The organism is Actinotignum sp. usb-actsch-rep-73, assembly GCF_059082735.1.
Genome location: NZ_JBHNPV010000038.1, coordinates 26284 through 46959, shown reverse-complemented (window position 1 = coordinate 46959; position 20676 = coordinate 26284). Strand labels below are relative to the sequence as shown.

The window sequence follows — 20676 nt, the reverse complement described above, 5'->3', positions numbered from 1 at the left end:
GTGGACGTCGAGGTGATTGATTCGCCGTTGGTGGAGGCGGATGCGGAGTGCCTGCCACCGCCCTTGAGGGTGTTGGATTCGGGTGGCGCGGATTGGGCGTTTTTAGCGACGGTCTTGCCTGAATCGTGGCTTGACTGGCTCTCTGGCGCTGGCGTGCGTCAGCTTCAGACTCTTGCGGAAAACGCGTGTGCTGGAAGCGGGTGGACTCCCAGTGGCCTGCGCGATGTGCTGGCTTCGAACCCCTTGCCCCCGTTGTCGGATGTTCGCAATCCAACGGGTTTTCTGATTGCTAGGGTGCGTGATGTTCTCGCTGTTGGAAAGCCTCCAAGTGCCAGCGCAAGGCGCGCCGAGGCCAAGCGCGAAAAGCGTGTTTTCCTCGAAGATGTTGCCTCACAACGCCTAGCCCTCGACTGGGAAGTTTTCAAGCGCGTCAATGCGATTGCCCAGCGCGGTTACGATGATGACCCTGGCCTGTTTGACCGAGTGCGGGACATGGCTCAAGCCTGGTATGACGAGCAGGAAAAGCGCGCATGACGGCCGTGATGTACGCCTCCTTGGGTGCGTTGAATCTGAGGCTCGCAACGCCTAGCGAAGCGATGGTTTTAGCTCGCTTGGTCTGGCACGCTGACCAAAGCGGGGGTGTGATTATCACCTACGGTGAGCTTGGCGAACAGGCGATGATGAGTCCGCAGGCTGCGCGCGAGTGCGTCGCGAACCTGATTGGCGAATCGGTGTGCGTGTGTGATGAGCCTGTTCGAGGGGCGAGTGAGCTGGGGGCGCGCCAGATTCAGATCGCGCAACACATCGTTGCCAGGCTTGCTCTGACCCGAGTTCCTGTCGTGAACAGCGTATCGACGTCCACGTTGAACACTGATGAGTCTGCCGACAATACCGGCAATGCCGTCTTTACCGGATTTGCCGGTAAAGACGGTAATGCTGGTATTGGGATTGACCCTTTGTCTGCCAGGGGCTTGCTTGCACTCCTTGAGGCGTGTGTGAAGTCAGGGTGGGGGGATAACGCGTCTCGTGCTCTTGCTGTTGCCTGTGAGGTTGAGGTTGATGCTCGGCTGGGGTGGATTGTGCGTAGGCGTTCGCATATGTCGAGCGTGGAGGCGCGCCAAGATCTGATTTCTCGGTTGTGGAGCGTGCTCAGAGAGCATACGCAGCAGGTGTTGTCGGCTGAATCGAACCCGTGGGGTTTAGCGGTTTCGATTGTGGTCAGGCAAGTGGGTCACGCGGACGAGATGTTCCTGCGTGAGCTTGCGGTAGACACGATCGGTGAACACAGCGATTTTCGAGCAGTGGGCACCGATGACGTGCGTCCTGTTGACCAGGTGTCTTTTGTTGATCTGACTGAACTGTTTTCGCGGGGACATCATCATCTGATCGCTGAGCTGGTTGCGCGCGGGGTGGGGCAAGGCCTGGCCTGGCAGGCGACGAGGCGCATGGTTGAGATCGCAGCGACCACGGATAGGTCACGCCAAATCAAAGTGGCTCGCTCTGATGAGTATCTTGCCTCGCTCGCACTTCCACCGCATGTGATCTCAGCGTGGATGTCCCTTATTTGTGGGACAAGGCGCGGTGGGGTGGACTCGTCGTTTGTTCTGCGCATTGTGCGTGGGGGGACGGGGGTTGAACCTCATGAGGACAAGTGGCTTGCCACGATCGAAAACTGGGCGTTTGAACAAGGACTGCGAGGCGGTGAGAGTAAAGCTGTTAGCGCGTAAGCTCGGTTTTCTCCCAGTTGGTTGTCGTGGTTGTTGAGAGTACGCGCGCACTCCAGAGTGTCATGTTCTCTGATGCTCCTGCGAGTGCTTCTTCGACTGCCTGCCAGGTCGCATAGTAGGTTGCTTCGCTGCTGTATCCAGGGGGCAGTGAGCCTGGAGTGAGTGCATACAGGGTTGCTTCAGTGGTGTCGATTGTGCGAGGTTCACCGCGCATGACGGCTCCTTTTACGAGCGAAGAATGATCGTTTGACTGTAGGTAGGCCACTGACTGTCCCGTCGGGTGCGACTTTGATTGTCCATTTTCCTTCAGGGTCACTCACTTTCACTGTCAGTGTGCGCCCCAGTTTTGTTGCGTATTGGCCGATATAGGCGCTGGCTTTCTGGCGTGCTTCAGCGAGCGTGGGGGCTTCCAGGTAGGTGGTGAGTCCGCTGATGATTGTCTTAATCGTGTGTGATTGGTCGATTTCGACGCTGATGTGTGGCCAACTCACGGTTTCCTGCCTTTGTGGTTGAAAGTGTTGCGTCTCGAATGTGAGCTAAGTGCGCACGTGGCGCACATTCACAGCAGAGAGACACTGCAATTTTTTTCGCATTGGAGAAGCCGGTCAAAATGAGTGAACCGTTTAACCCGTGGGCGACCCCAGATGAGGATAGCCACCAAGAGGCTGAGGTTGCCCCGGCGTGCCCTCATTCGGTTGCGGTTTCTTCTTGGGGAGTGCAAGCGGGTGTTCCTGTGCCCGAAACGGCGTTGTTGGAGTCCCATTATTGTGAGCCTTTGGGGCGTGTGGGTGTTGTTGGTTTGCATGGTGGGGCGGGTACGACCACGTTGGCGAACCTGACCGGCCTTGTTGATTGCGGGCACGTGTGGCCTACGTCGTTTCCTGACGCTAATACGGTCATCTGCGTTGCCAGAACCCACATGAGTGGCTTGCACGCAGCCAGGCGCGCTGCTGCGGAAGTTTTCTCTGGCGCTGTTAGTGGCATCCATGTTCTCGGGTGTGTCCTTGTCGCTGATGCCCCAGGTAAACGCTTGCCACGCCCGTTGGCTGAAGCCTGCCGTCTTGTGCGAGGCGCTTTCCCGCGCGTATGGACGCTGGAGTTTTCGAGTGCGCTTCGCGTGGGCGAAACACCCTCTAGGTTCCCACGCACATTTGCTCACACCATCACTGAGCTATCAGAGCTCACCGTTGAAAGGAAACACTGATTATGAACACTGCGCTGCACGCCCTGAGCGCGCTTCTTCCGCTCGTGGACACGACTCCTGCTGCTCCTCCGGGTGCAGATTCTTTGCTCACCGTGGTCAAGTGGGTTGCCTGGATTGCCTCGATCATGGGCGTGCTCGGCCTCATCATCGTTGGTGGCATGATGGCAATCAAAAACCGTCGTGGCGAGGGCATGGAAGCAGCCAGCTCGCTGGGCTGGGTAATCGCAGGCCTGATTATCGTCTCTTCCGCTGGCGCGATCGTTGGCACGTTCTTGAGTATCTGACGATGAAGAAACATGACGCTAACGTGACGGGCGAATCCGATACAAAGCCTCTATACGCGCGCGTGGGACGCTTTATGGTTCTGGGCTTGTTGATTGTCGGAATCGCAGGCACCTCCTTTTACGCGATCAACCATAAGAGTGATGCCACCCAGACTGCTCAGAGCGCGTCGTCTGTTCCAATGAGTGTGCCGAGCGGATCTACTGATTCGCCTCCAGAAGCTGGCTCGTATGATGATGCCTGCTCGTGGCTTACTGAATCTGAACTCATCCCTGATTCGACGCTTGAAGTAACGCCTTTCGTCACCAGGTCGCGCGTGACTTTAGCGGTGACAAACGCCGGACCGTGCTCTCTTGAACCATTCCCCACCACATATGCTCATTCCCCAACAGGTGCTCTGACTGCAGCGGTGAACTACAGCCTGCTTTTAGCCTCAGGTGGCACGGATATACCGGACGTGCTGGAGGCTCTGCTGGTTCCAGGCGCTGACGCGGACGCAATGATCGAGCGCGCAAAAGCGTCCCCGAGTCCTCGCTATGCCAGCTCGTCAGTGAACGGGTTTTTAATCCAACCGATTTCAAAGAATGAATATGAGATCGGCGTTGCTCTTGGTCTGCCAGACAGGTGGGCTTCTATCGAGCTGTGGAACCGCCTGGTGTGGACTGACAACGATTGGAAGATCGTTCCGGTCGCACAAGGAAGCGACATTGATATGCGTGACGCGAATGCGAAGATTCCGAACGGGTTTACCGCCTGGGATCTCCGGCCTGGGCAGTAAAGGACTCGTGCGACTATGACGATGCCACTGCTACCAATGGTGGACAACTCAGACATTGGCCTTGAGGACTGTGGGTTTATCGACCTGGCCTGTAAAGCAAAGACCGGCATTTTGCGTGCTCTGTTCGACGGAATATCCCAAGGTCTTGAAAAGATGCTCGTCCTGGTGGGCGACATGGTGATTTCGCCTCCGTCTTTTACGAGCGAACACCAGTCGAACGCGCAATGGCTCGCCGGTCAGACAGAGTATCTGACAGCCCTCCTTGCGGTCGTCTCTGTGATGATCGGTGGGATGATGCTGATGTGGCAACGTAAAGCAGAACCACTCAAAGATATTCTCGCGATGCTGATTCGCCTCATTCTGATTTCGGCGGGAGGCGTGACCCTTGTTGCAACCCTGTCCCAAGCCTCAGATGAATGGTCAGCGTGGATGCTTGACGAGGCAACAGCTGGTAGCTTCAACGACAACCTCATCGCATTATTCGCACTCAACCCGTTCAGCAGGCACTCAGGCATTCTCATGGCGATCCTTTTCGGTTTGCTCGCCATCATCGCCGGAGCCATTCAAGTCGTTCTCTTTATGATTCGCCAGCCGTTCCTCATCCTCATGGTTGGACTCTGGCCTTTGAGCGCAGCAGCTACGAATACTGACTGGGGACGCCAGTGGTTCTCCAAACTCACGGGGTGGATTGCAGCATTCCTCCTCTACAAGCCCGCCGTGGCGATCATTTTCGCGTTGGGATTAAAAATGATGAAGCCAGACACGTCAGATACCGCTGATGGAATGTTGAACTTCATTCAAGGTCTTTTGCTCATCGGAATGTCGATGGTAGCCCTGCCAGCGCTCGTGAAATTCATCGTTCCCTCAACCGCTTCGCTTGGCTCTGGAGGCGGGGGAGGTGCTGCTGCCGCAGTCGGTGGCATGGCAGCGATGAAGGTCGCGTCTGGTTCTGGTGGGGGAGGCGCGCGAGGCGCGTCTGGTGGCTCCCAAGGAGCCTCACCGTCCGGAGCTGCTGGGGCAACTGGAAGCGCTGGTAGTAGCGGTGGCGCGTCGAGCGCTGGCGGACAAGTCGGCGCAGGTGCTTCAACGGGTGCGAGTGCATCTGCTGGAGCAGCTGGAAGCGCCGGAGGCGCTGCTGCAAGTGGTGGCGCTGCAGCAGCTGCAGGGCCCGCAGCCCCAGTTGTTCTCGCAGCAGGTGCCGTCGCTCAAACTGCTGCCTCAATGGCGCAAGGCGCTGCAGATTCAGCCACTGATGGAGGCCAATCATGAGTACCCCTAGCGTTCAAACCCCAGTTAAAGGGCCGCGTACCTACGGTAATTGGCGTAAGCCAGCCTCCGCTGGTCTAGGGAAGCTGTCTGGTGCTGCAACAGTCACCCTCTTCGTTGGCCTCGTGGCCACATTCCTGACTCAAACAATTATCGGCCCGCTGTATGCAGTCGCGGTCGCAGCATTCTTTGGCCTAGTCATGCTCGGCCTGATGACCCGCGACCGAGACGGGCTGACCATCGTCGATCGGATTGGAGAACGCATGATGTTCATGAAAGCCCGTCGAAAGAAAACCAACATCTACCGCGCGGGAACAACAGGCAAAACCCCTCTGGGCTCCTGCCAGCTACCGGGCATCGCTAGCCAGTTGCGTGCAATGGAGTATCAAGACTCCCTGATGCGTACGTTCGTCGTCGTCGAATCACGCTCAACGTTCGCACTCGTTTTCCACGCCTCACCGGACGGGCAGGCGTTGGTCGATGAAGAAACCATTGATACGTGGGTGTCACGCTTCGGCTTCTGGCTGGCCACACTCGGCCAAGAAGCAGACCTTGCGGGCGCGCAAGTCGTCATCGACTCAGCCCCTGATACTGGTAGTCGTCTGCGTCAAGAAATCCAAACGCGCATGAAAGATGATGCTCCAGATCTTGCTCGCGAGGTGATGAATGAAGTGCAGATCGCCTACCCGACGGGGTCAGCAAACCTGAGAGTATTCATCACACTGACCTACCGCAAAGCCGGGCGCACGCGAGATGAGTTCGGTCGCCAGATGCAGACCCGCCTTGCCAACCTGACTGGCAACCTCGCGGGCACGGGCGCAGGCGTTGTCCACCCCTGTAGCCTTTTTGACCTTGCACAATTCGTTCGAACCTCCTACGACCCGGCTGCTGGCGAACTCTTTGATGAAGCAGCAGTACGCGGACAATCCATTGACCTAGAGTGGAACGATGTCGGACCGATCGGAGCTGAAGCTCAATGGGACTACTACACGCACGATTCGGGAGTGTCCGTCACCTGGGCGATGACGGGCGCGCCCAAAGGTATTGTCCAATCGCATGTCTTAAATGCGTTGCTCGCACCCCACGCGAGGATTACTCGCAAGCGGGTCGCGCTCATGTATCGGCCTGTCGACGTGTCGAAAACCGCTGATGTTGCCGAAGCAGATTTGAACCAAGCTTTGGCTCGCGCGAACAACCAGTCGCGCCCCACTGCGCGTGCGCAGATTGAGATTGCTCAGGCACAAAAGACCGCGCAAGAAGAAGCCTCGGGCGCAGGCTTGGTGAACTTCGGTGTGGTGGTCAGCGCAACGGGAACATCGAGGGCAGAACTTGACCAGATTCGATCAACCGTGACCGGCCTGGCTGCTTCGTCGCGTTTGCGTATCCGCCCTGTCTACGGAGCCCAAGACGCGGGGTTTGCGATCTCTTTGCCACTGGGGCTCATTCCCGTCCAACACGCAGCTGTTGCGTCGATGATGGCAGGGAAGATGTGATGGGCAAGCGAACCTCAAAGAAACCCGCACGCACTACGACTCCTACCCCCTCACGGCTTGGCTTTACCATGCCTGGCGGAGGCGCGTGGGCGCGTATGCCCGTCCACCCTGAATGGCGTGGAACCAGTATGCAAGTGTGTGGCCTCTGGCCGTTTGGCATTGGAGCTGGCGCACCGATGATCGGCGTCCCGCTAGGAACAAACCTGTTATCGGGGTCAACCGTGTGCTTTGACCCCATCAGCTGGTTTCAGCGCGCCTCGCTGATCTCTAACCCGAGCGCTTTCGTTCTTGGTCTGCCTGGTCTTGGCAAGTCCACGATCGTGCGCAGAATGATTACTGGCCTAGAAGCATTCGGAACACACACGATGGTGCTCGGAGATTTAAAGCCTGACCACGTCAGCCTGATCGCAGCCCTAGGCGGGCAGGTGATTTCCGTTGGCCACGGATATGGAGCCTTGAACCCACTCGACCTGACGAGTGTGCGTCACGCGTGCGCCCAGCTACCTAAGAATGTGGCGACTAGCCTCATGTCGGAAGCAAAGGCGCGTCAGCTTGACCTGCTCATGGGGCTCGTCCAGCTTGTGCGCCGTAGCCGCCCTTCTGAACGCGACCACTTGATCGTCTCGCGTGCGCTGAGTGTGTTGAATGACCGATCGGAGAGTCAGATCGTTATTTCTGACGTTCTCGATGTGATCCGCGAGGCTCCCGACGAAATACGGGAAGTCGCAATGGATCGCGGGGACATGAGTCGTTATCGGCAGGTAACTGAAGATATTGAAATCTCTTTGATGACCCTGTCTTCGGGAGTATTCGGAGAAGTGTTTGGTCGAAAGACCACAACCGCGATGCGTCTGGACCGTAGCGTCGTCTTTGATATTTCCTCCATGAATGACCTCGACACTGGTTTGAAGGCTGCAACCCTTTTGGTGTGCTGGTCATACGGTTTCGCCCAGGTCGATCTCGCCCACACGTTGAGCGAGCACGGACTAGCACCCAGACGCCAATACCTACTGGTGATGGATGAAGCCTGGCAGGTCATGAGAGCAGGCGACGGAATGGTCGATCGTATCGACGCTCTGACACGCCTGAACCGCGCAAAAGGCGTTGGCAACATCATGATTACCCACACCATGAAAGACCTTGAATCACTCCCGCTACCTGAAGATCGCATGAAAGCGAAAGGTTTTATCGAGCGCGCCGGAGCAGTCATTATGGGAGGACTACCAGGCTCAGACCTCGCGAGCTTCGAAGAAGTCATGAGCCTTTCAGGCAAAGAACGTGAAATGGTTGCCAGCTGGTCATCCCCGCCATCATGGGACTCTAAACGTGGGGAAGTGGCAGCGCCTCCAGGGCAAGGAAAATTCCTCATCAAAGTCGGTGGCAGACCAGGTATTCCAACCCAAGTGCGCCTGACGCACTATGAACGCGAAGTCAATGATACGAACCTGCGGTGGCACCCATGAGAGGCGACCGGTATGTGCTCTGGGCTCTTGGGGCGCTGGCACTGATAACGATTCCTCTCACCCTAGCTTCTCACCTTACCTTTGCCGTATTAGGACAAGGAAAAGGGTCATGGAACCCCGTGGTTCTCGCCCTCCAACTCGCCCAAGGTGGAACAGGGCTGAGTGGGAGAGGTCTCATCGTCCTTGCCGTGGTCACGCTCAGCTTCTATGCGCTCGCCTTCGCTATCGGCTTAGGAGTCTACGTTGCACGTACACCTCGGCAACGAGGCGACGAAGCTGCACGCCTGGCGGGCACGAAAGCAACGACCCAAGCCATTAGAGAAAAGAAAGTTCGAGCCAAAGCAGACAAGTTCGGGCTCGACTCTACCCACCGGCCAGGCTATCCGATTGGGCGGGCAGTCGCAGACGGCGGAGCAATCTTCGCAGACTTCGAAGCAGTCGCAACAGTCATTGCCGGACCGCGTACCGGTAAAACCACTGCAATCGCAGTCCCCATCATCTTGTCTACTCGTGGCCCCGTGCTTGCAACATCAAACAAGCGAGACATCGTGGACGCCACGATGTTCGTGCGAAAAGAGCGCACGCGTGAACCAGTATGGGTGTTCGACCCCTCATCAATCCGCAAGCAGGTGGCCACCTGCTTTTGGAACCCACTAGAGTTCGTCCGCGATCAAGACCACTACGACGGGTCAATCGTTTCCCGTGCCAGCCGCCTGAGCGCAATCATGGGAGACGCAGCACGGTCTACGGACGGCAAAGGCACCTACAGTGCCTTTTGGGACGGTGGTGGCGATCGTATCCGTGGCCAGCTCATCGCAGCAGCAGCCCTAGGCGGATACACGATGAGTGACGTGTACGCCTGGGCATCAGCAGAAGTAGACACGCGCCCCGTTGAGATTCTCCACGATGCCGGTCTAACAATCATGGCTAAATCGTTGGAATCAGCGATCAATCTTCCCCATGAAACACGTGGAGGAATGTGGGCGTGCGCCAGGCAAGGACTCGAATGGGTTGAAGACCCATCATTTAATCAATGGTGGCAACCAGACGACAGGCGAACCGAGTTCAAGCCTCACGAGTTCGTCACCACCTGCCAAACCCTCTACTCGCTCTCACGAGACGAAAGCCAAGCCACTCCGTTAGTCGCAGCACTGACGGCCGTCACCTGCCTTGCAGCAGAATTCCAAGCAGAGGCGCGTGGAGGCAGGCTCGCGCTTCCCATGATGGTCGTCCTCGATGAGGCAGCAAACGTGTGTCCCTGGCGTGATCTTCCCAAGCTCTACTCACACTTTGGCTCAAAAGGCATTTGCCTGGTCACAATCTTGCAGTCCTGGTCGCAAGGGTCTGACGTGTGGGGCGAGACCGGAATGGCCAAGCTCTGGTCAGCCTCAAACATTGCCCTGTACGCAGGAGGCGTGAAAGAGACAAGTGCGCTGGAAAACTTCTCGAAAATGATTGGCGTTCACTACGTCGATCAACACTCCACTTCGACAACCCAAGGCGTGACCTCATACTCGAATGCCGTCGAATCCCAGGAACGCCCTATCGCGAGAGTCGATGAGTTGGCAGCCCTACCTGAGTGGCGCGCCTGGCTGTTCGCCACACACGCGCGCCCACTCATGATCGAGCTCGTCCCCTGGTTCAAAACATCTGACCAACAAGCGGTCGCACAGTCCCTTAAACGCGCACTCGCATAACACCGTTAATCCACCCCACCACACCTTTAGGAGTAGCTCATGCAAGACGATACCGTTCTCGAAGAAATCAGCCAGAAAGCGCAAACAATGATGCGCCTGGCACAAGACATTGCCCAAGCGCGACGATTTCGCCTCCAGCAAGAAGCAATGAGTGCATCGCAAGAATCAAACATTCGTTGGCAGCAATACCGCATGGAAATTGATACTGCCAAGAGCTACATTACGAACGCTTCAAAACCGAGTTGGTGGACTGCTGCTAGCGACGATGACGTCGCGCGAATGATCTCCTACGTGGAAAAGTACCGTGGCCACGACCCCATGATTGATGAAGCCTACGAGCGAGTCCACCGCGAGGTTTATGAGCGATATCAGGTCAACCTCGACGAGCCTCACGCGCACGGTGCCCACACCACTGTCTCCGATGATGTGCTCGTCGATGCTGACAAACGCACCGTTATTGAGCCAGCCAAAACCGCCGTAGAGATTCGTCAAGAACTCCACGACCTTGACTCCAGGCTCGCTCAACCCATCGCCCACGCAACACAAACACTGGACTCAATCGAGCAGACGTGGGCTAATGACGCTCTCAGCGCAACAATCAAAAACACTCTCACCCGCCAGCTGACAGGCAACCTCAGCATCGTGACGGACGAATCTGAGAAGACAGAACTCCAAGAACGCCTGAACAACTCGACGCTACCCAGTCAAGTCAAAGAAACCCTGAGCCAGGTCATTGAATCTGCCCAGACGCTCGAAGAAACGCGCGCCCAACTCGCCCAAGCCCAACGTGAAACCAACGACGCCAACGCCAACCTTGACCAGATGCTTCACCTGGAATCAGTAGCCCGCGATGAAGAAACCCTCGCACGCACCCAGAGCGAACAAACCGACCTAGAAGCGTCACGAGGACTTGCCAGCCAGGACGAAAAGGACGCAATGCGCGCCCGCGCCGATATGGCCACCGCTGCTGCTCAGGACGCGACCCGCGATGTTGGCGACGCGCGAGCACAAGTCAGTCACGCCACCACCCGTCAAGCCCAAGCGCAAGCACACTACGTTGGGACAGCCCAAACGCAAACATCTGTGCGCGTCGCGAAAGAATCATTCCCCACCTCAGCCCTCAAAGGCCTGCGTGCTCGCTTCGGTAAAAAGACTACGGTATCTGCTACGCCACGGCCTCGCCCGCGCACCCAATCCACCGGACGTAGCCGATAAAACCCTTGGGAGCCTCTCATGAACGATGACCTTGAAGAAGTTGAACAAGAAGAAGCAGACACGGCTACCCCCGAACTGCTCTACTCCGATGCGCCCACCTGGTTCGAGGACTACCTGTCCTACCTCTACAGGCGCGACCTAGGCCGATCAACCACGCTCTGGTGCGAACGCTGGTTTGACCACCCCGAAGCCCTGACCCGCATCCAGATTCTATGGCGATCATGGGAAGCAGCCCGCCAAGATGACACAATGAGTGGCCTAGCCACATGGTTTGTCAATATCGCTGACCCGATGATGCGCGAACTCTTCAGCCCCGAGGGCACATTCAAACGCTGTATCGACCGCCACGAAGTACGCACCCCCGACAAAGAACACCTGCCATTCCAGCCCTACTATGAAGAACTCCGCCAAGACTTTCATATGAACACGTGAATATCATGATCGACTATGAGTCAAGAGGGGAGTCCTGGGCTACCTCATCGTCATTGAAGATTGACAACGCCTTCTCGAGAAGAATAGGCAGGAGACGATAGAACTCGCGAACACCTGCGTCGTTCAGCTCAGAGGTGTGCATGACGATGTTACGCAAATATGCGCTGACTCGAAGCTCTTTCTCGTCAATCTTGTAGGAATCGGGGATCACCGTCAGATCAGGATCATCAAAGTAGCTGTTCAATGAAGATAGGAGATATCGAATACCTATGTAGGCGGGATCATCAGTCTGTCTGCGAAAACTCGGCTTTACCTTGTCATTGGCAAACAATTGCTCCTCTGAGCGTTTCCCGCGCGTCACCTCCGCGCGTGCTTTCCCTGTTAAAGGGAGGTGGCGTTCTCGAATTGCTATGCGAGCGAGATTTTCAAGCGTGAACAGAAACTGATACTGGATACTCGCTTGCGTGCTTCCTTGACCAGCATCGTTAAGCCATTTCTTACCGATTGTGGCGATCTGAGGATCGTTTACATTGCGCGAAATGTCATCAATCCACCTAGCGACCTTATCTTCAACTGCATGAGCGAGATCTTCAGATGCACGTTCGACAGGACGGATACTCTCATTTTCAGCATCACCTGTCTGCTTCGATTCACGTCTCCACGAATCCCATTGTGAGGCAATCGTGCCAAGAGCTTTTGTGAGCCCGTCAAGCATTGTGTCAAACTGCTTGTTCCCATCAACGACGCCTTCTCGTGACGACGTAAAAGGATCTGCATCAATTGTGGCGTCAAGTTCATCAAAATGGATCTGCCCATAGAGGTACTGCGTGAAAAGACGAGCATCGGGGCAACGACGCAGAATATCTTTTTCACGTAAACGCCCGTTCACGTACAGATCCACCGTTAGGTGTTCCCCTGTGCCTCGAATTTGTCGATGTGATGGCTTGTGAACAGACGCGATAAAACCGTGAACTCCTGGAGCAAACACGATCTCCTGCATTCGTGTTGTTGACGGACACAACGCAAGATAAGGGTCATCGGGTGTGTCTTGTGCCCATATAAACTGAGTATGTTCTGCAAGGTCTGCAAGATCATTGACGGTGATTGGAACGTCATTGAACCGAATCTCAAAACTCTCATCACGGATCGTGTGAGTGAAGAAAAGGGCGATGAGTCTTCGAAGCGTTTCACACGTGTTGTTTTGTACTCGAACGTTTTCAAGATAGAGCGCAGTCCCGTGTTGTTTCGTGCTCAATGCATCAAGCGCTTGCTGAGCGGGTGCGCCAAGTTGCACATCATGAGGATTACCGTCATTCGTGATTTGAGCGTCCAGAACGGAGTTATCGATCAGACAGCCAACCACTGTCGACCCGTTTTTGCACGACGCAACGCTTACCGTATCGGCGCACGACAACAATGCCAGCTTGCCGATGCCTTTCGCTCCGATAAAAGCTCTGTTAAGGCGTGCAGAACGAGTCGTCTTGCGGTCTTTACGTTTGGAATAACCGATTCGTAAGAAATGATGCTGCAGGTCGGTAGCATCCATGCCTTCACCGTCATCAACAATCAACATTGATTGTGACTTACGGTCGTACGTGATCTCGACGTGTTCAGCGTCAGCATCCCAAGCGTTGGAGATAGCTTCACCAAGAATAGTGATGAAATTGCGATACAGCTGACGTCCGAGGTGATTGAGTACCGTCAACGAAATTTCAAACGAGAAACTGGTGTTTGGAGTACTCATGTGAATCCTTTAGTGTTCGGCTGCCTCATCGTTGATGACACAACTCATCATAAGCGTTCCAACGTGCTTACCGAATGGTGGGGGAACTGCATTGCCAATGAGTTTTCCTAAACGTGCCAGCCTCGGCTTCTCCCATGGAGCAATGAACTCAAAGTCACGAGGAAACCCCTGCAAGAGCGCAGCCTCGCGTGGAGTGAGCGTGCGTGGCTGTGATGGATGCCCAAAACGTCCTGAGCCGTAGTTATAAAACTCAGTGGTGATCGTTGGTCCTAGCTTCGTCCCATCTATTACTCCGTAAAACGATTGAAACGATGCTCCGCTGGCCTTGCGATGGCATGGTGCACGCAACTCTTCAGGCCAGTCCCGCCATGTTCCCCCAGGAATAGATGCACGAATACGTGCGAGATTGATCGGAGTCAAAGCCCGAGCATAATGCAAACGATCATGCGGATCTGCCTGCCCAGCGACAAGAGCAGGTAGTCCGCGCAGAACATCATTCACACTAGGAGCCTCAACGCCACTGTCCTCGGGAATCTCAATCGAACCGAGAGTAGAAGCTACGAGCACAAGACGACGACGTGTTTGAGCAAGACCATGCTTTTCACCTTTCAGCACCGTGTAATCCACCCAATACCCGCACTCGCGTAGCGTGAGCAGGAAACGCTCAAAAATAGGCTGAAAACGCAATGGCGCAACATTTTCCATCGTGACAAATTCTGGTCGACTCTGACGAACCAAACGACCAAACTCATCAAGCAGATCCCACGCCTCTTCCTCACTGGTGTCCCTGCCACGTCGTTGCTGAGAAAACGGCTGACACGGCGCACAACCTGCGAGCAACCGGTAACGCGCATCCGCCCACACCTTATTGAGATCCTTCGCCTCAACATCCCGAACGGACGCTTCAAGGAAAGGAGCGTGAATGTTATGTTCATACGCCCACTTGCATGCCGGATTATTATCAATCCCTAAAACGATGTTGATACCAGCTTGTTGAAGCCCAAGGGAGAGCCCACCAGCTCCACAAAAAAGATCAATCCCCCGAATCAGTGGCTCAGTCATGTAAACTCCTGCCCTCCTTCAATTCAAAACTCACTTCGCACTCGTCATCGCCCACGAACCTGCGCACTTTCTCGATTCTTTATCTCGCGCGCCCTTGAGGGGGTTGGGGGCGGGGACGAGGACGTGTACCCATCGGCGGGGGAGTGGGCGTACCTTGCCTCTTACCTTTACTTCCCAGCACGCTCAAGAAGCGGTTGGTCGCTAAGAGCTCTTGCTTCGTCATGCGTCTGGTATCCCCATCAGTATTCACCTCATCAGCCTCTGGCTTGGGCGTGACAGTGTCAATGGGTGCATCAGTTTCCAAAATAACGGGGCGCTCCAAGACTGCAGCATTCGACTGTTTGCGCCCCTGAGTCGCTTGCGAGCGACGCTCGGCAATGTAGGTGCGAAACTCATCGGCAGCACTCAGGTCGTGCATATCCCACGCGCTCTGTACGTTCGAAATCTCGCCAATGATACGCAACGCAGTATCACGTTGTTTTTGGTAGCGCACCGCTTCACTGAGCGCCATAGAAATCTCAATCATGGACGCAGCAATAGCCACACCACGATTGTGTTTACCGAACGCTCGGCTTGCGCGCAGAGCGCGCACACCATTACGAACTGCCAGTGATGAAACCCGATGTTGACGAGGGTCATCTTTGAGTTGAGCAAGACGCCCAAACGCGCGCGCAGTCGCAGCGATATGGGGGTGAGTGTTGCCCATATCAAAGGCAAGCGCAGCATACGCGCCTGCTAGATCGCTTGCGACATTCGCTAAACCAACTCTGTCTCCAGGGGTGAGCGCACGCAATCGTTCAATCGTCTCAACCGTCAAATCAGCAATCGCTCGATCATAATTGCCACCATGCTCCGGGCGATCAGGCGGCGTAGCGCGCTCGGTATGGTGCCATAATTCCAGCGCCTCACGGCGAGTATGAGAGTAGTCATGCCAGTTCTGCCTCATGCGAGGCAACGTCAAATCGTAAGCAAGACTCGACCCGCCATACCACTTTGGCTCACCGCCACTCCTGGGACGCAACGCAACAGAATAGCCGACCACGGCGGTGGTATCACCACGAGCAAAACGGGGACGGAAGATAACATCTTGACCACGCAACTCGCGCAAAAATTCTGCTTCAGTCGTTGCAACAACAAGCGCTGCACGCACGCGAACTTCTAAAGCTTCACGATCCGTTAAGTCTTTACCCTCACGCAACGCAGCCGCTTGCTCAGCCGGTTGAATACCTTTACTTCCACGACCATGCTCGCGCGAATCAAGAATCTCCAACCCATACTTATGCTCAAGCACATTAGCAGTGTGCTGAGCACGAGAGTAGTCATTCCACGTGCGTGAAGGACGACCATCTTCACGCACCAAGTTGAGCGCAATATGAATATGATCGCCACCATTCTTCGTCACACCGTGGCGTACAGCGACCCACCTACACGGATTATCATTCGGATCATCAGGGTCAGCAAAACCCATCTCACGAACAAAATCAGTCGCAATATGCGCCCACGTTTCATCACTCAAAGGACGCTCATCAGGACGCAACGACAAGGACACGTGCCACACGTGATTAGGACCCTCACCATCGTCACGATACTGCTCATTCTCATAATCCCAAGACGTACGCTTACCCATCATCGACGTACCATGAACACGCCTATCAAGATCTAAAAGAGCTCCAGCATGCAATGCTTCTTCATGGGTTAAAGTCCTATTCCCAAACTGAAACATCAACGAACTTGAACCAGCAATAATGTGCTGATCTTTGTGCTCGTTCGCCCGCCCCTCACCCAAAAGATAAGCCAACAAACCAACCGTGTTACCGCCACGAGTAATGTTAGGCATCATAGAAGATCACTAATCCGCAAACACAGCTGCTCAACCTTCGTCACTTGCTTACGCACCTGGCGAGCAAGCGAATGAGCCTCACCCGGAAATGCGTGCTCAGCATTTGCCCAGTGAGCAATCTGATTAAGATTCGTCGCCTCACCCTGCAGCTGACGATTGAGTTTCAACAATTCACTCATCAATTCTCGTAAGAGCTCGCCATCAACTTGCGTTACAGGTGGACGCAAACACTCCAACAGATAGCGCGTCATCGTGCGCCCTGCTTTACGCGCATTCACACGCAACAAAAGATAATCATCAACTGGCATATTCAGCCGAAACGTCTTTATTCCCTTTGCGTTCGTTGCCTTCGAAACCTTACGCACCGGAGGCAAACGACGCTCACGCGAATCACTCATTCGCCCTCCAACCAATAAGCCAGCGCAGCGACCCGAACGGGACACCAAAACGGCCAGCGGAGCAAGCCCGCCGTTTTCAAGCATAATCTTAGCATAAGATTGTATAGCTTGCTCCTTAATCAGCTACGATTAAGGATAGGCTCTGTGAATGTGCAAGTGAGCATTTACAGGTGATTGCAGTGGTGCGCACCCAGTGTGCACCTCCTTATTTCGCGCGAGTTTTTAGCCCGCACTATGAGCGTGCACCTATACTGGCGCTCATGGATATGAATGAACGCGCACAACGCATTAAAGACACTCTTACTGCCGGTCTTGAGGCCAGGCACCGTAGCCTCGACACACTCGCCTACGCGGCAGCCGCTTTGGAACACGCTAGGGAAGAATATGCGAGCGCCTGGGCGCAAGCGACAGCGGTTGGTTGGCAGGAAAACGAACTGAATAAAGCCGGACTGACCCCGCCCGTGAAACCTAAAACACGACGCACCTCAAAGCGCCAAACCCGCATATCACAATCGAACACTAACGAGGTTCCCGAACAGTAACACCTAGGCGCACACACAACACAAAGAGGGTCGAACACCATAGTGTCCGACCCTCTTTGCGTAGCGGGAGTGTTAGCGTCCCCGAGCTTGCGGGCGCACGCTCTGAGCAACCTTAAAGCCACTCACGTGAGCGGCCGCCGGGTGAAACGAACCAGGGCGCGAAGTGCCCGCACCCTGCTCCAACATCGTGACAAAACGCTGCGCATCACGCTCTACACCACATGCAACAACCGGTTTCACACGACGCATCTCCAACTCATCATCCACACTAATGAAGCGTTCAACACGTGCTCGTTCAGGAAACCACTTATCGGTGCGCACATGCCAGTCACCGGGATATCCGCACCGCTTCAACGTCCTTTGGCTTTCGATCTTCATACTCATCGTGCCTTTCAACCGAACGTAGCCACAATCCCCAGTCAGTGAATTACCGAGCGCAACATGTGGATCTGTAAACGTCACCGTCTTGTCGTGGAAATTATCTGGAATGAACTCTTGAAACTTGCCATGCCAAACAACATCAAGATAGACACCTTCATGTATTTCACTCAACGCGCTGTCCTCGATCAGGTGCGCCACCTTATATTTGTTCAACTCAACATCGATACCAGCTGAAGCCAAATACTCACTGACAGCTGGTAACAAGAACTCTCGGTCGCGACCTTCTATCCGTTCAGCCAGGCCGTTCGAAGCGGTGGCATTGATGTCGCTCGCCGCCTTAATGTCGTCATAAATGTCTTCAAGGCTTCTTCCAGGAAAACCTTGGACTGGTATACGCAACAACGTTGCATCAGTGTGACGAATAAGGTCATCAAAGTACACGTACTCACCATTGTCCATTAACGCAGTATCGATCTGCTCGAACTGCTCCTCCGTGAGCGCGTCAACATCAACTCCCGCCTGCTCGGCGAGGGAAAGCGCTTCCGCCTCGCGCGCCCGCACCTCGTTGTTCCATATCCAGTTAAAGGATGGCTCATCATGTGGGTTCAAACCCGATAAAAGAATGTTGACCCGCCCATCCGACAGCTGTGCACTATCGTCAACAAAACCGTATTGGTGTGGCTCGCTCGCGTTCACCAGCGCCTCTACAACCCCATCAACTAACGCCGCTATCCGCGCCTCCTCCTCGTCCACATCGTGCCCAGCTTCAACGCTGAGCGCCACCAACCTGTTGAACTCGTCAATCACTGCTTTCATACGGTCAGGCCTAAAACCATCCCACCGCACATCAAAACCCTCACCGCGAACCTCAATCACCGGCACACGCTGGTATCCCCACTCATCACGCACCCTCATAAACGCACGCTTATCTTCACTAACATCAACCTCCCTAAAAGCAACCCCCTCCTTCGTAAACTTCCGCTTCGTCGCCTCACACTGTGGACAATTCGGCTTTGAATAAATGGTGACGTCCATCAGACCCCAACCCCACTTTCACATAGGTGTCAAACACTGTCACCTACATGTGGAATGTGCGCGCAAACAGTTCACTCACAGGCACCAAAAGTCACCCGCTCAACCGGACGTACATCCCCGCTGCCCGACTCATAATGAGAATCTCCAAGCAATACTCTTTCCACGAAAACGATCACCAGAGACCTCATCAAGAAGCAGGAAGCAACTAAGATGATTACACGTAAACACTTGGGAGGGGCTATGGCAACATCAGTCGCAGCACTACGCATTCCGCAAGACCTTGCAGGTCAATATGACCGCCTTGAATACGAGTATGGCCTCACGCAAAAGGTTGAAGAATGGCGCGCTGGCAGACTTGAAACTGCAAGCCTTGATGAGCTGGAGGCTGCCCTGGCGGAGGTACGGGATTGACCGATACTGGATATTCGAGTATTTGATGATAAGACCAAGCGCCTTGCTTATGAGCGTCAGACGGCAGCAGCGACTACGGGGGTTTCTAACTGTCCGCTGTGCGCCGTGGGTTCTAACAGTAATAAGACACGTATTTACAAGCTGAAAGAGATGGACGCCGACCATGTGACCGCATGGTCGCATGGTGGCGCTACCGATGAATCCAACTGCGAAATGCTGTGCGCCTCCCACAACAGGGCGAAAGGCAACCGGTAATCGCATGAAGATCGGATACACCCGTGTCAGCACCAAACGTCAGGGCGAGTATCCCCGAAAGACTCATTAAGAATCTGCACATCAGGGTAGAGCTTGCTCACAATCCTCGCGGTCATAGAGTCAATCAAAACACCCACGGCCGTAGCCGGTAACCAAACCAAACCCGCACGTGTCCCAACTCGGCAGTTAACCAAGTCAGATAATTCGGTGATTGGGCACTCCTAGAGGGATGCGGCTACGGCTTTGCGGATGAAGTCAGACCGGTTCTTAGTCTGGTCGTCTATGGCCTTGACCATCGACTTAGGGAACTTCACCGCAACGGTGACTAGTTGCTCGTCACTAATAGCAGTCGGGCCGTGGTGGATACGTTCAAGGTGACCCGTCCATGACTCAGATTCAAACGCCTTGCACAGCTCATCGATGTCTGCGTCAGTGATCGTGGTGCCGTTAGCTAGCTTGTATTCACTCATCATCTTCTCCTTAACGCCTTATCGATCTCGGTGCGGACTTTCTTAGTAGGTGGGGTCATTGCGTGGAAGATAAGCCAGTTGCCATCAGCAAGCAATGAGCCAACGAGTTCAACCTCTCTACCCTCGGGAGTCAAACCAATACGCACTTCCAGCTCTCCAGGGACACGCACTGCTCCAACCAGATAATTCTCCCAAGCTGACTGCACCTGCTCCGTGGTCAAACCATGCTTAAGAGCGTTCGGATGAACTACCACCACACCCCCTAATAATACCTATGATATTACCCATCATACTACCCGAAATGATACCGCGCTAGAGGTAGCCAGAACCTACGGCTAAAACGTAAATTGATAATATACGCCCCCCCCCCCATAGGGGTCTAGGGGGGTTAAAACCTGAGGCTGACGGAGGCAAAAATTGGGTGGCGTTCAAGATGTTTTGTTCATTTGTCAAAACATTTGAACTTGAATGCATACAAATCCCCTGGAAGAAAACTGGATACATCAGTCCAACTTCCGGGGACAGTTCAATCGCTCTCGCGCTCAACGTCTCGCGCACCCAATCCACCGGCCACTAAACTAAAGCCAGACACGTAAAACGGGGAAAGGGACGCACGGGATTGAAATGAAGCAGGCTTTCGATCCTATGGTCTACGACGCCCTCTTGGAACTGACTACCCGTATCGGTGGTCAATATGTCGAGTGGGAGCGTCAAGCTACGGCTTTGGAAGAACAAGAACATTGGAAACAAGCCGGAATTGCGTTGCGCGCCCAGGTTCGTGCTATCGACCCCGATGACGTTGCGCTAATTGACGCCAAGCGCTTAGAACTCCGTGAACTCTTCCAATCTCTGCCTGAAACGGCTCCCGCAGTTGCCGTGTAATGAGCGTAGAACTACCAGCAGATGAGCTGAGGAAAGTTTTTGAATCGCAGATTCTTCCCGACTATGGGACACAACATTAAGCATTCTGGTCGCGATACC

At 54.7% G+C, this 20676-nt stretch carries 24 protein-coding genes and 1 pseudogene; 15 read left to right on the top strand and 10 right to left on the bottom strand.

All coding sequences use genetic code 11. The features are described 5' to 3' along the window. Window positions 1–534, top strand: a 534-nt coding sequence (locus tag AC5RE1_RS02845; RefSeq protein ID WP_493938319.1) for a hypothetical protein, incomplete at its 5' end; no start/stop codon positions are given. Next, window positions 531–1727 carry a hypothetical protein gene (locus tag AC5RE1_RS02840; protein WP_493938318.1) on the top strand — a complete coding sequence of 399 codons (1197 nt, stop codon included), beginning with the start codon at window positions 531–533 and terminating at the stop codon, window positions 1725–1727. The genes AC5RE1_RS02845 and AC5RE1_RS02840, both read left to right, overlap by 4 nt. On the opposite strand, the gene AC5RE1_RS02835 is transcribed toward AC5RE1_RS02840, so the two are convergent. Together AC5RE1_RS02835 and AC5RE1_RS02830 are read right to left on the bottom strand one after the other, a co-directional pair. Then, the gene (locus AC5RE1_RS02835) at window positions 1717–1941 is read right to left on the bottom strand and encodes a hypothetical protein (protein WP_285101518.1); all 225 of its coding nucleotides are present in this window, start codon (window positions 1939–1941) and stop codon (window positions 1717–1719) included. The two genes, AC5RE1_RS02840 and AC5RE1_RS02835, sit on opposite strands and share 11 nt — an antisense overlap. Further along, the gene (locus AC5RE1_RS02830; RefSeq protein WP_285084264.1) at window positions 1931–2218 is read right to left on the bottom strand and encodes a hypothetical protein; all 288 of its coding nucleotides are present in this window, start codon (window positions 2216–2218) and stop codon (window positions 1931–1933) included. The genes AC5RE1_RS02835 and AC5RE1_RS02830 overlap by 11 nt, the downstream gene beginning before the upstream one ends. A gap of 119 nt (window positions 2219–2337) precedes the next feature. Here AC5RE1_RS02830 and AC5RE1_RS02825 point away from each other — a divergent pair, with 119 nt between their 5' ends. From AC5RE1_RS02825 to AC5RE1_RS02785, 9 genes are read left to right on the top strand one after another with little or no spacing between them, the layout of a single operon-like run. Then, window positions 2338–2931 (top strand): DUF6668 family protein, encoded by a 594-nt coding sequence (locus AC5RE1_RS02825; protein WP_493938317.1) that lies wholly within the window; start codon window positions 2338–2340, stop codon window positions 2929–2931. Between the two features lie 2 nt (window positions 2932–2933). Further along, window positions 2934–3215 carry a hypothetical protein gene (locus AC5RE1_RS02820; protein WP_195226025.1) on the top strand — a complete coding sequence of 94 codons (282 nt, stop codon included), beginning with the start codon at window positions 2934–2936 and terminating at the stop codon, window positions 3213–3215. 2 nt (window positions 3216–3217) lie between these two features. Then, window positions 3218–3991, top strand: a complete 774-nt coding sequence (locus AC5RE1_RS02815; RefSeq protein WP_493938316.1) for a DUF8175 domain-containg protein — start codon at window positions 3218–3220, stop codon at window positions 3989–3991. A 15-nt stretch (window positions 3992–4006) separates the two neighbouring features. Continuing rightward, window positions 4007–5260 (top strand): TrbL/VirB6 family protein, encoded by a 1254-nt coding sequence (locus AC5RE1_RS02810; protein WP_493938315.1) that lies wholly within the window; start codon window positions 4007–4009, stop codon window positions 5258–5260. Continuing rightward, window positions 5257–6750 (top strand): SCO6880 family protein, encoded by a 1494-nt coding sequence (locus AC5RE1_RS02805; RefSeq protein ID WP_285101522.1) that lies wholly within the window; start codon window positions 5257–5259, stop codon window positions 6748–6750. Before AC5RE1_RS02810 ends, AC5RE1_RS02805 begins: the two co-directional genes overlap by 4 nt. Then, window positions 6750–8213, top strand: a complete 1464-nt coding sequence (locus tag AC5RE1_RS02800) for a putative type IV secretion/conjugal transfer ATPase (protein WP_493938314.1) — start codon at window positions 6750–6752, stop codon at window positions 8211–8213. The genes AC5RE1_RS02805 and AC5RE1_RS02800 overlap by 1 nt, the downstream gene beginning before the upstream one ends. Then, window positions 8210–9910 carry a type IV secretory system conjugative DNA transfer family protein gene (locus AC5RE1_RS02795; RefSeq protein ID WP_493938320.1) on the top strand — a complete coding sequence of 567 codons (1701 nt, stop codon included), beginning with the start codon at window positions 8210–8212 and terminating at the stop codon, window positions 9908–9910. The genes AC5RE1_RS02800 and AC5RE1_RS02795 overlap by 4 nt, the downstream gene beginning before the upstream one ends. 39 nt (window positions 9911–9949) lie before the next feature. Next, window positions 9950–11125 (top strand): hypothetical protein, encoded by a 1176-nt coding sequence (locus AC5RE1_RS02790; RefSeq protein WP_493938313.1) that lies wholly within the window; start codon window positions 9950–9952, stop codon window positions 11123–11125. Window positions 11126–11143: 18 nt separating this feature from the next. After that, window positions 11144–11557, top strand: coding sequence for a DUF4913 domain-containing protein (locus AC5RE1_RS02785; protein ID WP_285084270.1), 414 nt, complete (start codon window positions 11144–11146; stop codon window positions 11555–11557). 13 nt (window positions 11558–11570) lie between these two features. Here the strand turns inward: AC5RE1_RS02785 and AC5RE1_RS02780 are convergent, their stop codons facing one another. From AC5RE1_RS02780 to AC5RE1_RS02765, 4 genes are all read right to left on the bottom strand, one after another. Then, complete coding sequence (locus tag AC5RE1_RS02780) at window positions 11571–13301, bottom strand: ATP-binding protein (RefSeq protein WP_493938312.1); 1731 nt, start codon at window positions 13299–13301, stop codon at window positions 11571–11573. 9 nt (window positions 13302–13310) lie between these two features. Then, complete coding sequence (locus AC5RE1_RS02775; protein WP_285084272.1) at window positions 13311–14363, bottom strand: DNA cytosine methyltransferase; 1053 nt, start codon at window positions 14361–14363, stop codon at window positions 13311–13313. 79 nt (window positions 14364–14442) lie between these two features. Further along, window positions 14443–16203 (bottom strand): relaxase/mobilization nuclease domain-containing protein, encoded by a 1761-nt coding sequence (locus tag AC5RE1_RS02770; RefSeq protein WP_493938311.1) that lies wholly within the window; start codon window positions 16201–16203, stop codon window positions 14443–14445. Continuing rightward, window positions 16200–16685, bottom strand: a complete 486-nt coding sequence (locus tag AC5RE1_RS02765; RefSeq protein WP_493938310.1) for a MobC family plasmid mobilization relaxosome protein — start codon at window positions 16683–16685, stop codon at window positions 16200–16202. Before AC5RE1_RS02765 ends, AC5RE1_RS02770 begins: the two co-directional genes overlap by 4 nt. Window positions 16686–16861: 176 nt before the next feature. Here AC5RE1_RS02765 and AC5RE1_RS02760 point away from each other — a divergent pair, with 176 nt between their 5' ends. Further along, window positions 16862–17143 carry a hypothetical protein gene (locus AC5RE1_RS02760; protein ID WP_493938309.1) on the top strand — a complete coding sequence of 94 codons (282 nt, stop codon included), beginning with the start codon at window positions 16862–16864 and terminating at the stop codon, window positions 17141–17143. A gap of 72 nt (window positions 17144–17215) precedes the next feature. Here AC5RE1_RS02760 and AC5RE1_RS02755 read toward each other — a convergent pair whose 3' ends face one another. Both AC5RE1_RS02755 and AC5RE1_RS02750 read right to left on the bottom strand, forming a co-directional pair. Continuing rightward, complete coding sequence (locus tag AC5RE1_RS02755) at window positions 17216–18340, bottom strand: hypothetical protein (RefSeq protein WP_493938321.1); 1125 nt, start codon at window positions 18338–18340, stop codon at window positions 17216–17218. Window positions 18341–18391: 51 nt separating this feature from the next. Next, window positions 18392–18559, bottom strand: a pseudogene (locus AC5RE1_RS02750) (glutaredoxin family protein); the annotation flags it as partial. Window positions 18560–18799: 240 nt separating this feature from the next. Here AC5RE1_RS02750 and AC5RE1_RS02745 point away from each other — a divergent pair. Then, complete coding sequence (locus tag AC5RE1_RS02745) at window positions 18800–18970, top strand: hypothetical protein (RefSeq protein WP_285084277.1); 171 nt, start codon at window positions 18800–18802, stop codon at window positions 18968–18970. A 105-nt stretch (window positions 18971–19075) separates the two neighbouring features. Further along, window positions 19076–19225 (top strand): HNH endonuclease, encoded by a 150-nt coding sequence (locus AC5RE1_RS02740; RefSeq protein ID WP_465245948.1) that lies wholly within the window; start codon window positions 19076–19078, stop codon window positions 19223–19225. 221 nt (window positions 19226–19446) lie between these two features. Here AC5RE1_RS02740 and AC5RE1_RS02735 read toward each other — a convergent pair whose 3' ends face one another. Both AC5RE1_RS02735 and AC5RE1_RS02730 read right to left on the bottom strand, forming a co-directional pair. Continuing rightward, window positions 19447–19695, bottom strand: a complete 249-nt coding sequence (locus AC5RE1_RS02735) for a ribbon-helix-helix domain-containing protein (RefSeq protein WP_285084278.1) — start codon at window positions 19693–19695, stop codon at window positions 19447–19449. Continuing rightward, window positions 19695–19952 (bottom strand): hypothetical protein, encoded by a 258-nt coding sequence (locus tag AC5RE1_RS02730; RefSeq protein ID WP_229038062.1) that lies wholly within the window; start codon window positions 19950–19952, stop codon window positions 19695–19697. The genes AC5RE1_RS02735 and AC5RE1_RS02730 overlap by 1 nt, the downstream gene beginning before the upstream one ends. A gap of 367 nt (window positions 19953–20319) precedes the next feature. On the opposite strand from AC5RE1_RS02730, the gene AC5RE1_RS02725 reads away from it, so the two are divergent. Then, window positions 20320–20577 carry a hypothetical protein gene (locus tag AC5RE1_RS02725; protein ID WP_285084279.1) on the top strand — a complete coding sequence of 86 codons (258 nt, stop codon included), beginning with the start codon at window positions 20320–20322 and terminating at the stop codon, window positions 20575–20577. The last annotated feature ends 99 nt before the right edge of the window (window positions 20578–20676 follow it).

Bases quoted from the DNA above. Each gene is read 5' to 3' on its own strand.
- AC5RE1_RS02840 (WP_493938318.1), top strand. From the start codon at position 531: ATGACGGCCGTGATGTACGCCTCCTTGGGTGCGTTGAATCTGAGGCTC.
- AC5RE1_RS02835 (WP_285101518.1), bottom strand. From the start codon at position 1,941: ATGCGCGGTGAACCTCGCACAATCGACACCACTGAAGCAACCCTGTAT.
- AC5RE1_RS02825 (WP_493938317.1), top strand. From the start codon at position 2,338: ATGAGTGAACCGTTTAACCCGTGGGCGACCCCAGATGAGGATAGCCAC.
- AC5RE1_RS02820 (WP_195226025.1), top strand. From the start codon at position 2,934: ATGAACACTGCGCTGCACGCCCTGAGCGCGCTTCTTCCGCTCGTGGAC.
- AC5RE1_RS02815 (WP_493938316.1), top strand. From the start codon at position 3,218: ATGAAGAAACATGACGCTAACGTGACGGGCGAATCCGATACAAAGCCT.
- AC5RE1_RS02810 (WP_493938315.1), top strand. From the start codon at position 4,007: ATGACGATGCCACTGCTACCAATGGTGGACAACTCAGACATTGGCCTT.
- AC5RE1_RS02805 (WP_285101522.1), top strand. From the start codon at position 5,257: ATGAGTACCCCTAGCGTTCAAACCCCAGTTAAAGGGCCGCGTACCTAC.
- AC5RE1_RS02800 (WP_493938314.1), top strand. From the start codon at position 6,750: ATGGGCAAGCGAACCTCAAAGAAACCCGCACGCACTACGACTCCTACC.
- AC5RE1_RS02795 (WP_493938320.1), top strand. From the start codon at position 8,210: ATGAGAGGCGACCGGTATGTGCTCTGGGCTCTTGGGGCGCTGGCACTG.
- AC5RE1_RS02790 (WP_493938313.1), top strand. From the start codon at position 9,950: ATGCAAGACGATACCGTTCTCGAAGAAATCAGCCAGAAAGCGCAAACA.
- AC5RE1_RS02785 (WP_285084270.1), top strand. From the start codon at position 11,144: ATGAACGATGACCTTGAAGAAGTTGAACAAGAAGAAGCAGACACGGCT.
- AC5RE1_RS02780 (WP_493938312.1), bottom strand. From the start codon at position 13,301: ATGAGTACTCCAAACACCAGTTTCTCGTTTGAAATTTCGTTGACGGTA.
- AC5RE1_RS02775 (WP_285084272.1), bottom strand. From the start codon at position 14,363: ATGACTGAGCCACTGATTCGGGGGATTGATCTTTTTTGTGGAGCTGGT.
- AC5RE1_RS02770 (WP_493938311.1), bottom strand. From the start codon at position 16,203: ATGATGCCTAACATTACTCGTGGCGGTAACACGGTTGGTTTGTTGGCT.
- AC5RE1_RS02765 (WP_493938310.1), bottom strand. From the start codon at position 16,685: ATGCTTGAAAACGGCGGGCTTGCTCCGCTGGCCGTTTTGGTGTCCCGT.
- AC5RE1_RS02760 (WP_493938309.1), top strand. From the start codon at position 16,862: ATGGATATGAATGAACGCGCACAACGCATTAAAGACACTCTTACTGCC.
- AC5RE1_RS02755 (WP_493938321.1), bottom strand. From the start codon at position 18,340: ATGAAAGCAGTGATTGACGAGTTCAACAGGTTGGTGGCGCTCAGCGTT.
- AC5RE1_RS02745 (WP_285084277.1), top strand. From the start codon at position 18,800: ATGGCAACATCAGTCGCAGCACTACGCATTCCGCAAGACCTTGCAGGT.
- AC5RE1_RS02735 (WP_285084278.1), bottom strand. From the start codon at position 19,695: ATGAGTGAATACAAGCTAGCTAACGGCACCACGATCACTGACGCAGAC.
- AC5RE1_RS02725 (WP_285084279.1), top strand. From the start codon at position 20,320: ATGAAGCAGGCTTTCGATCCTATGGTCTACGACGCCCTCTTGGAACTG.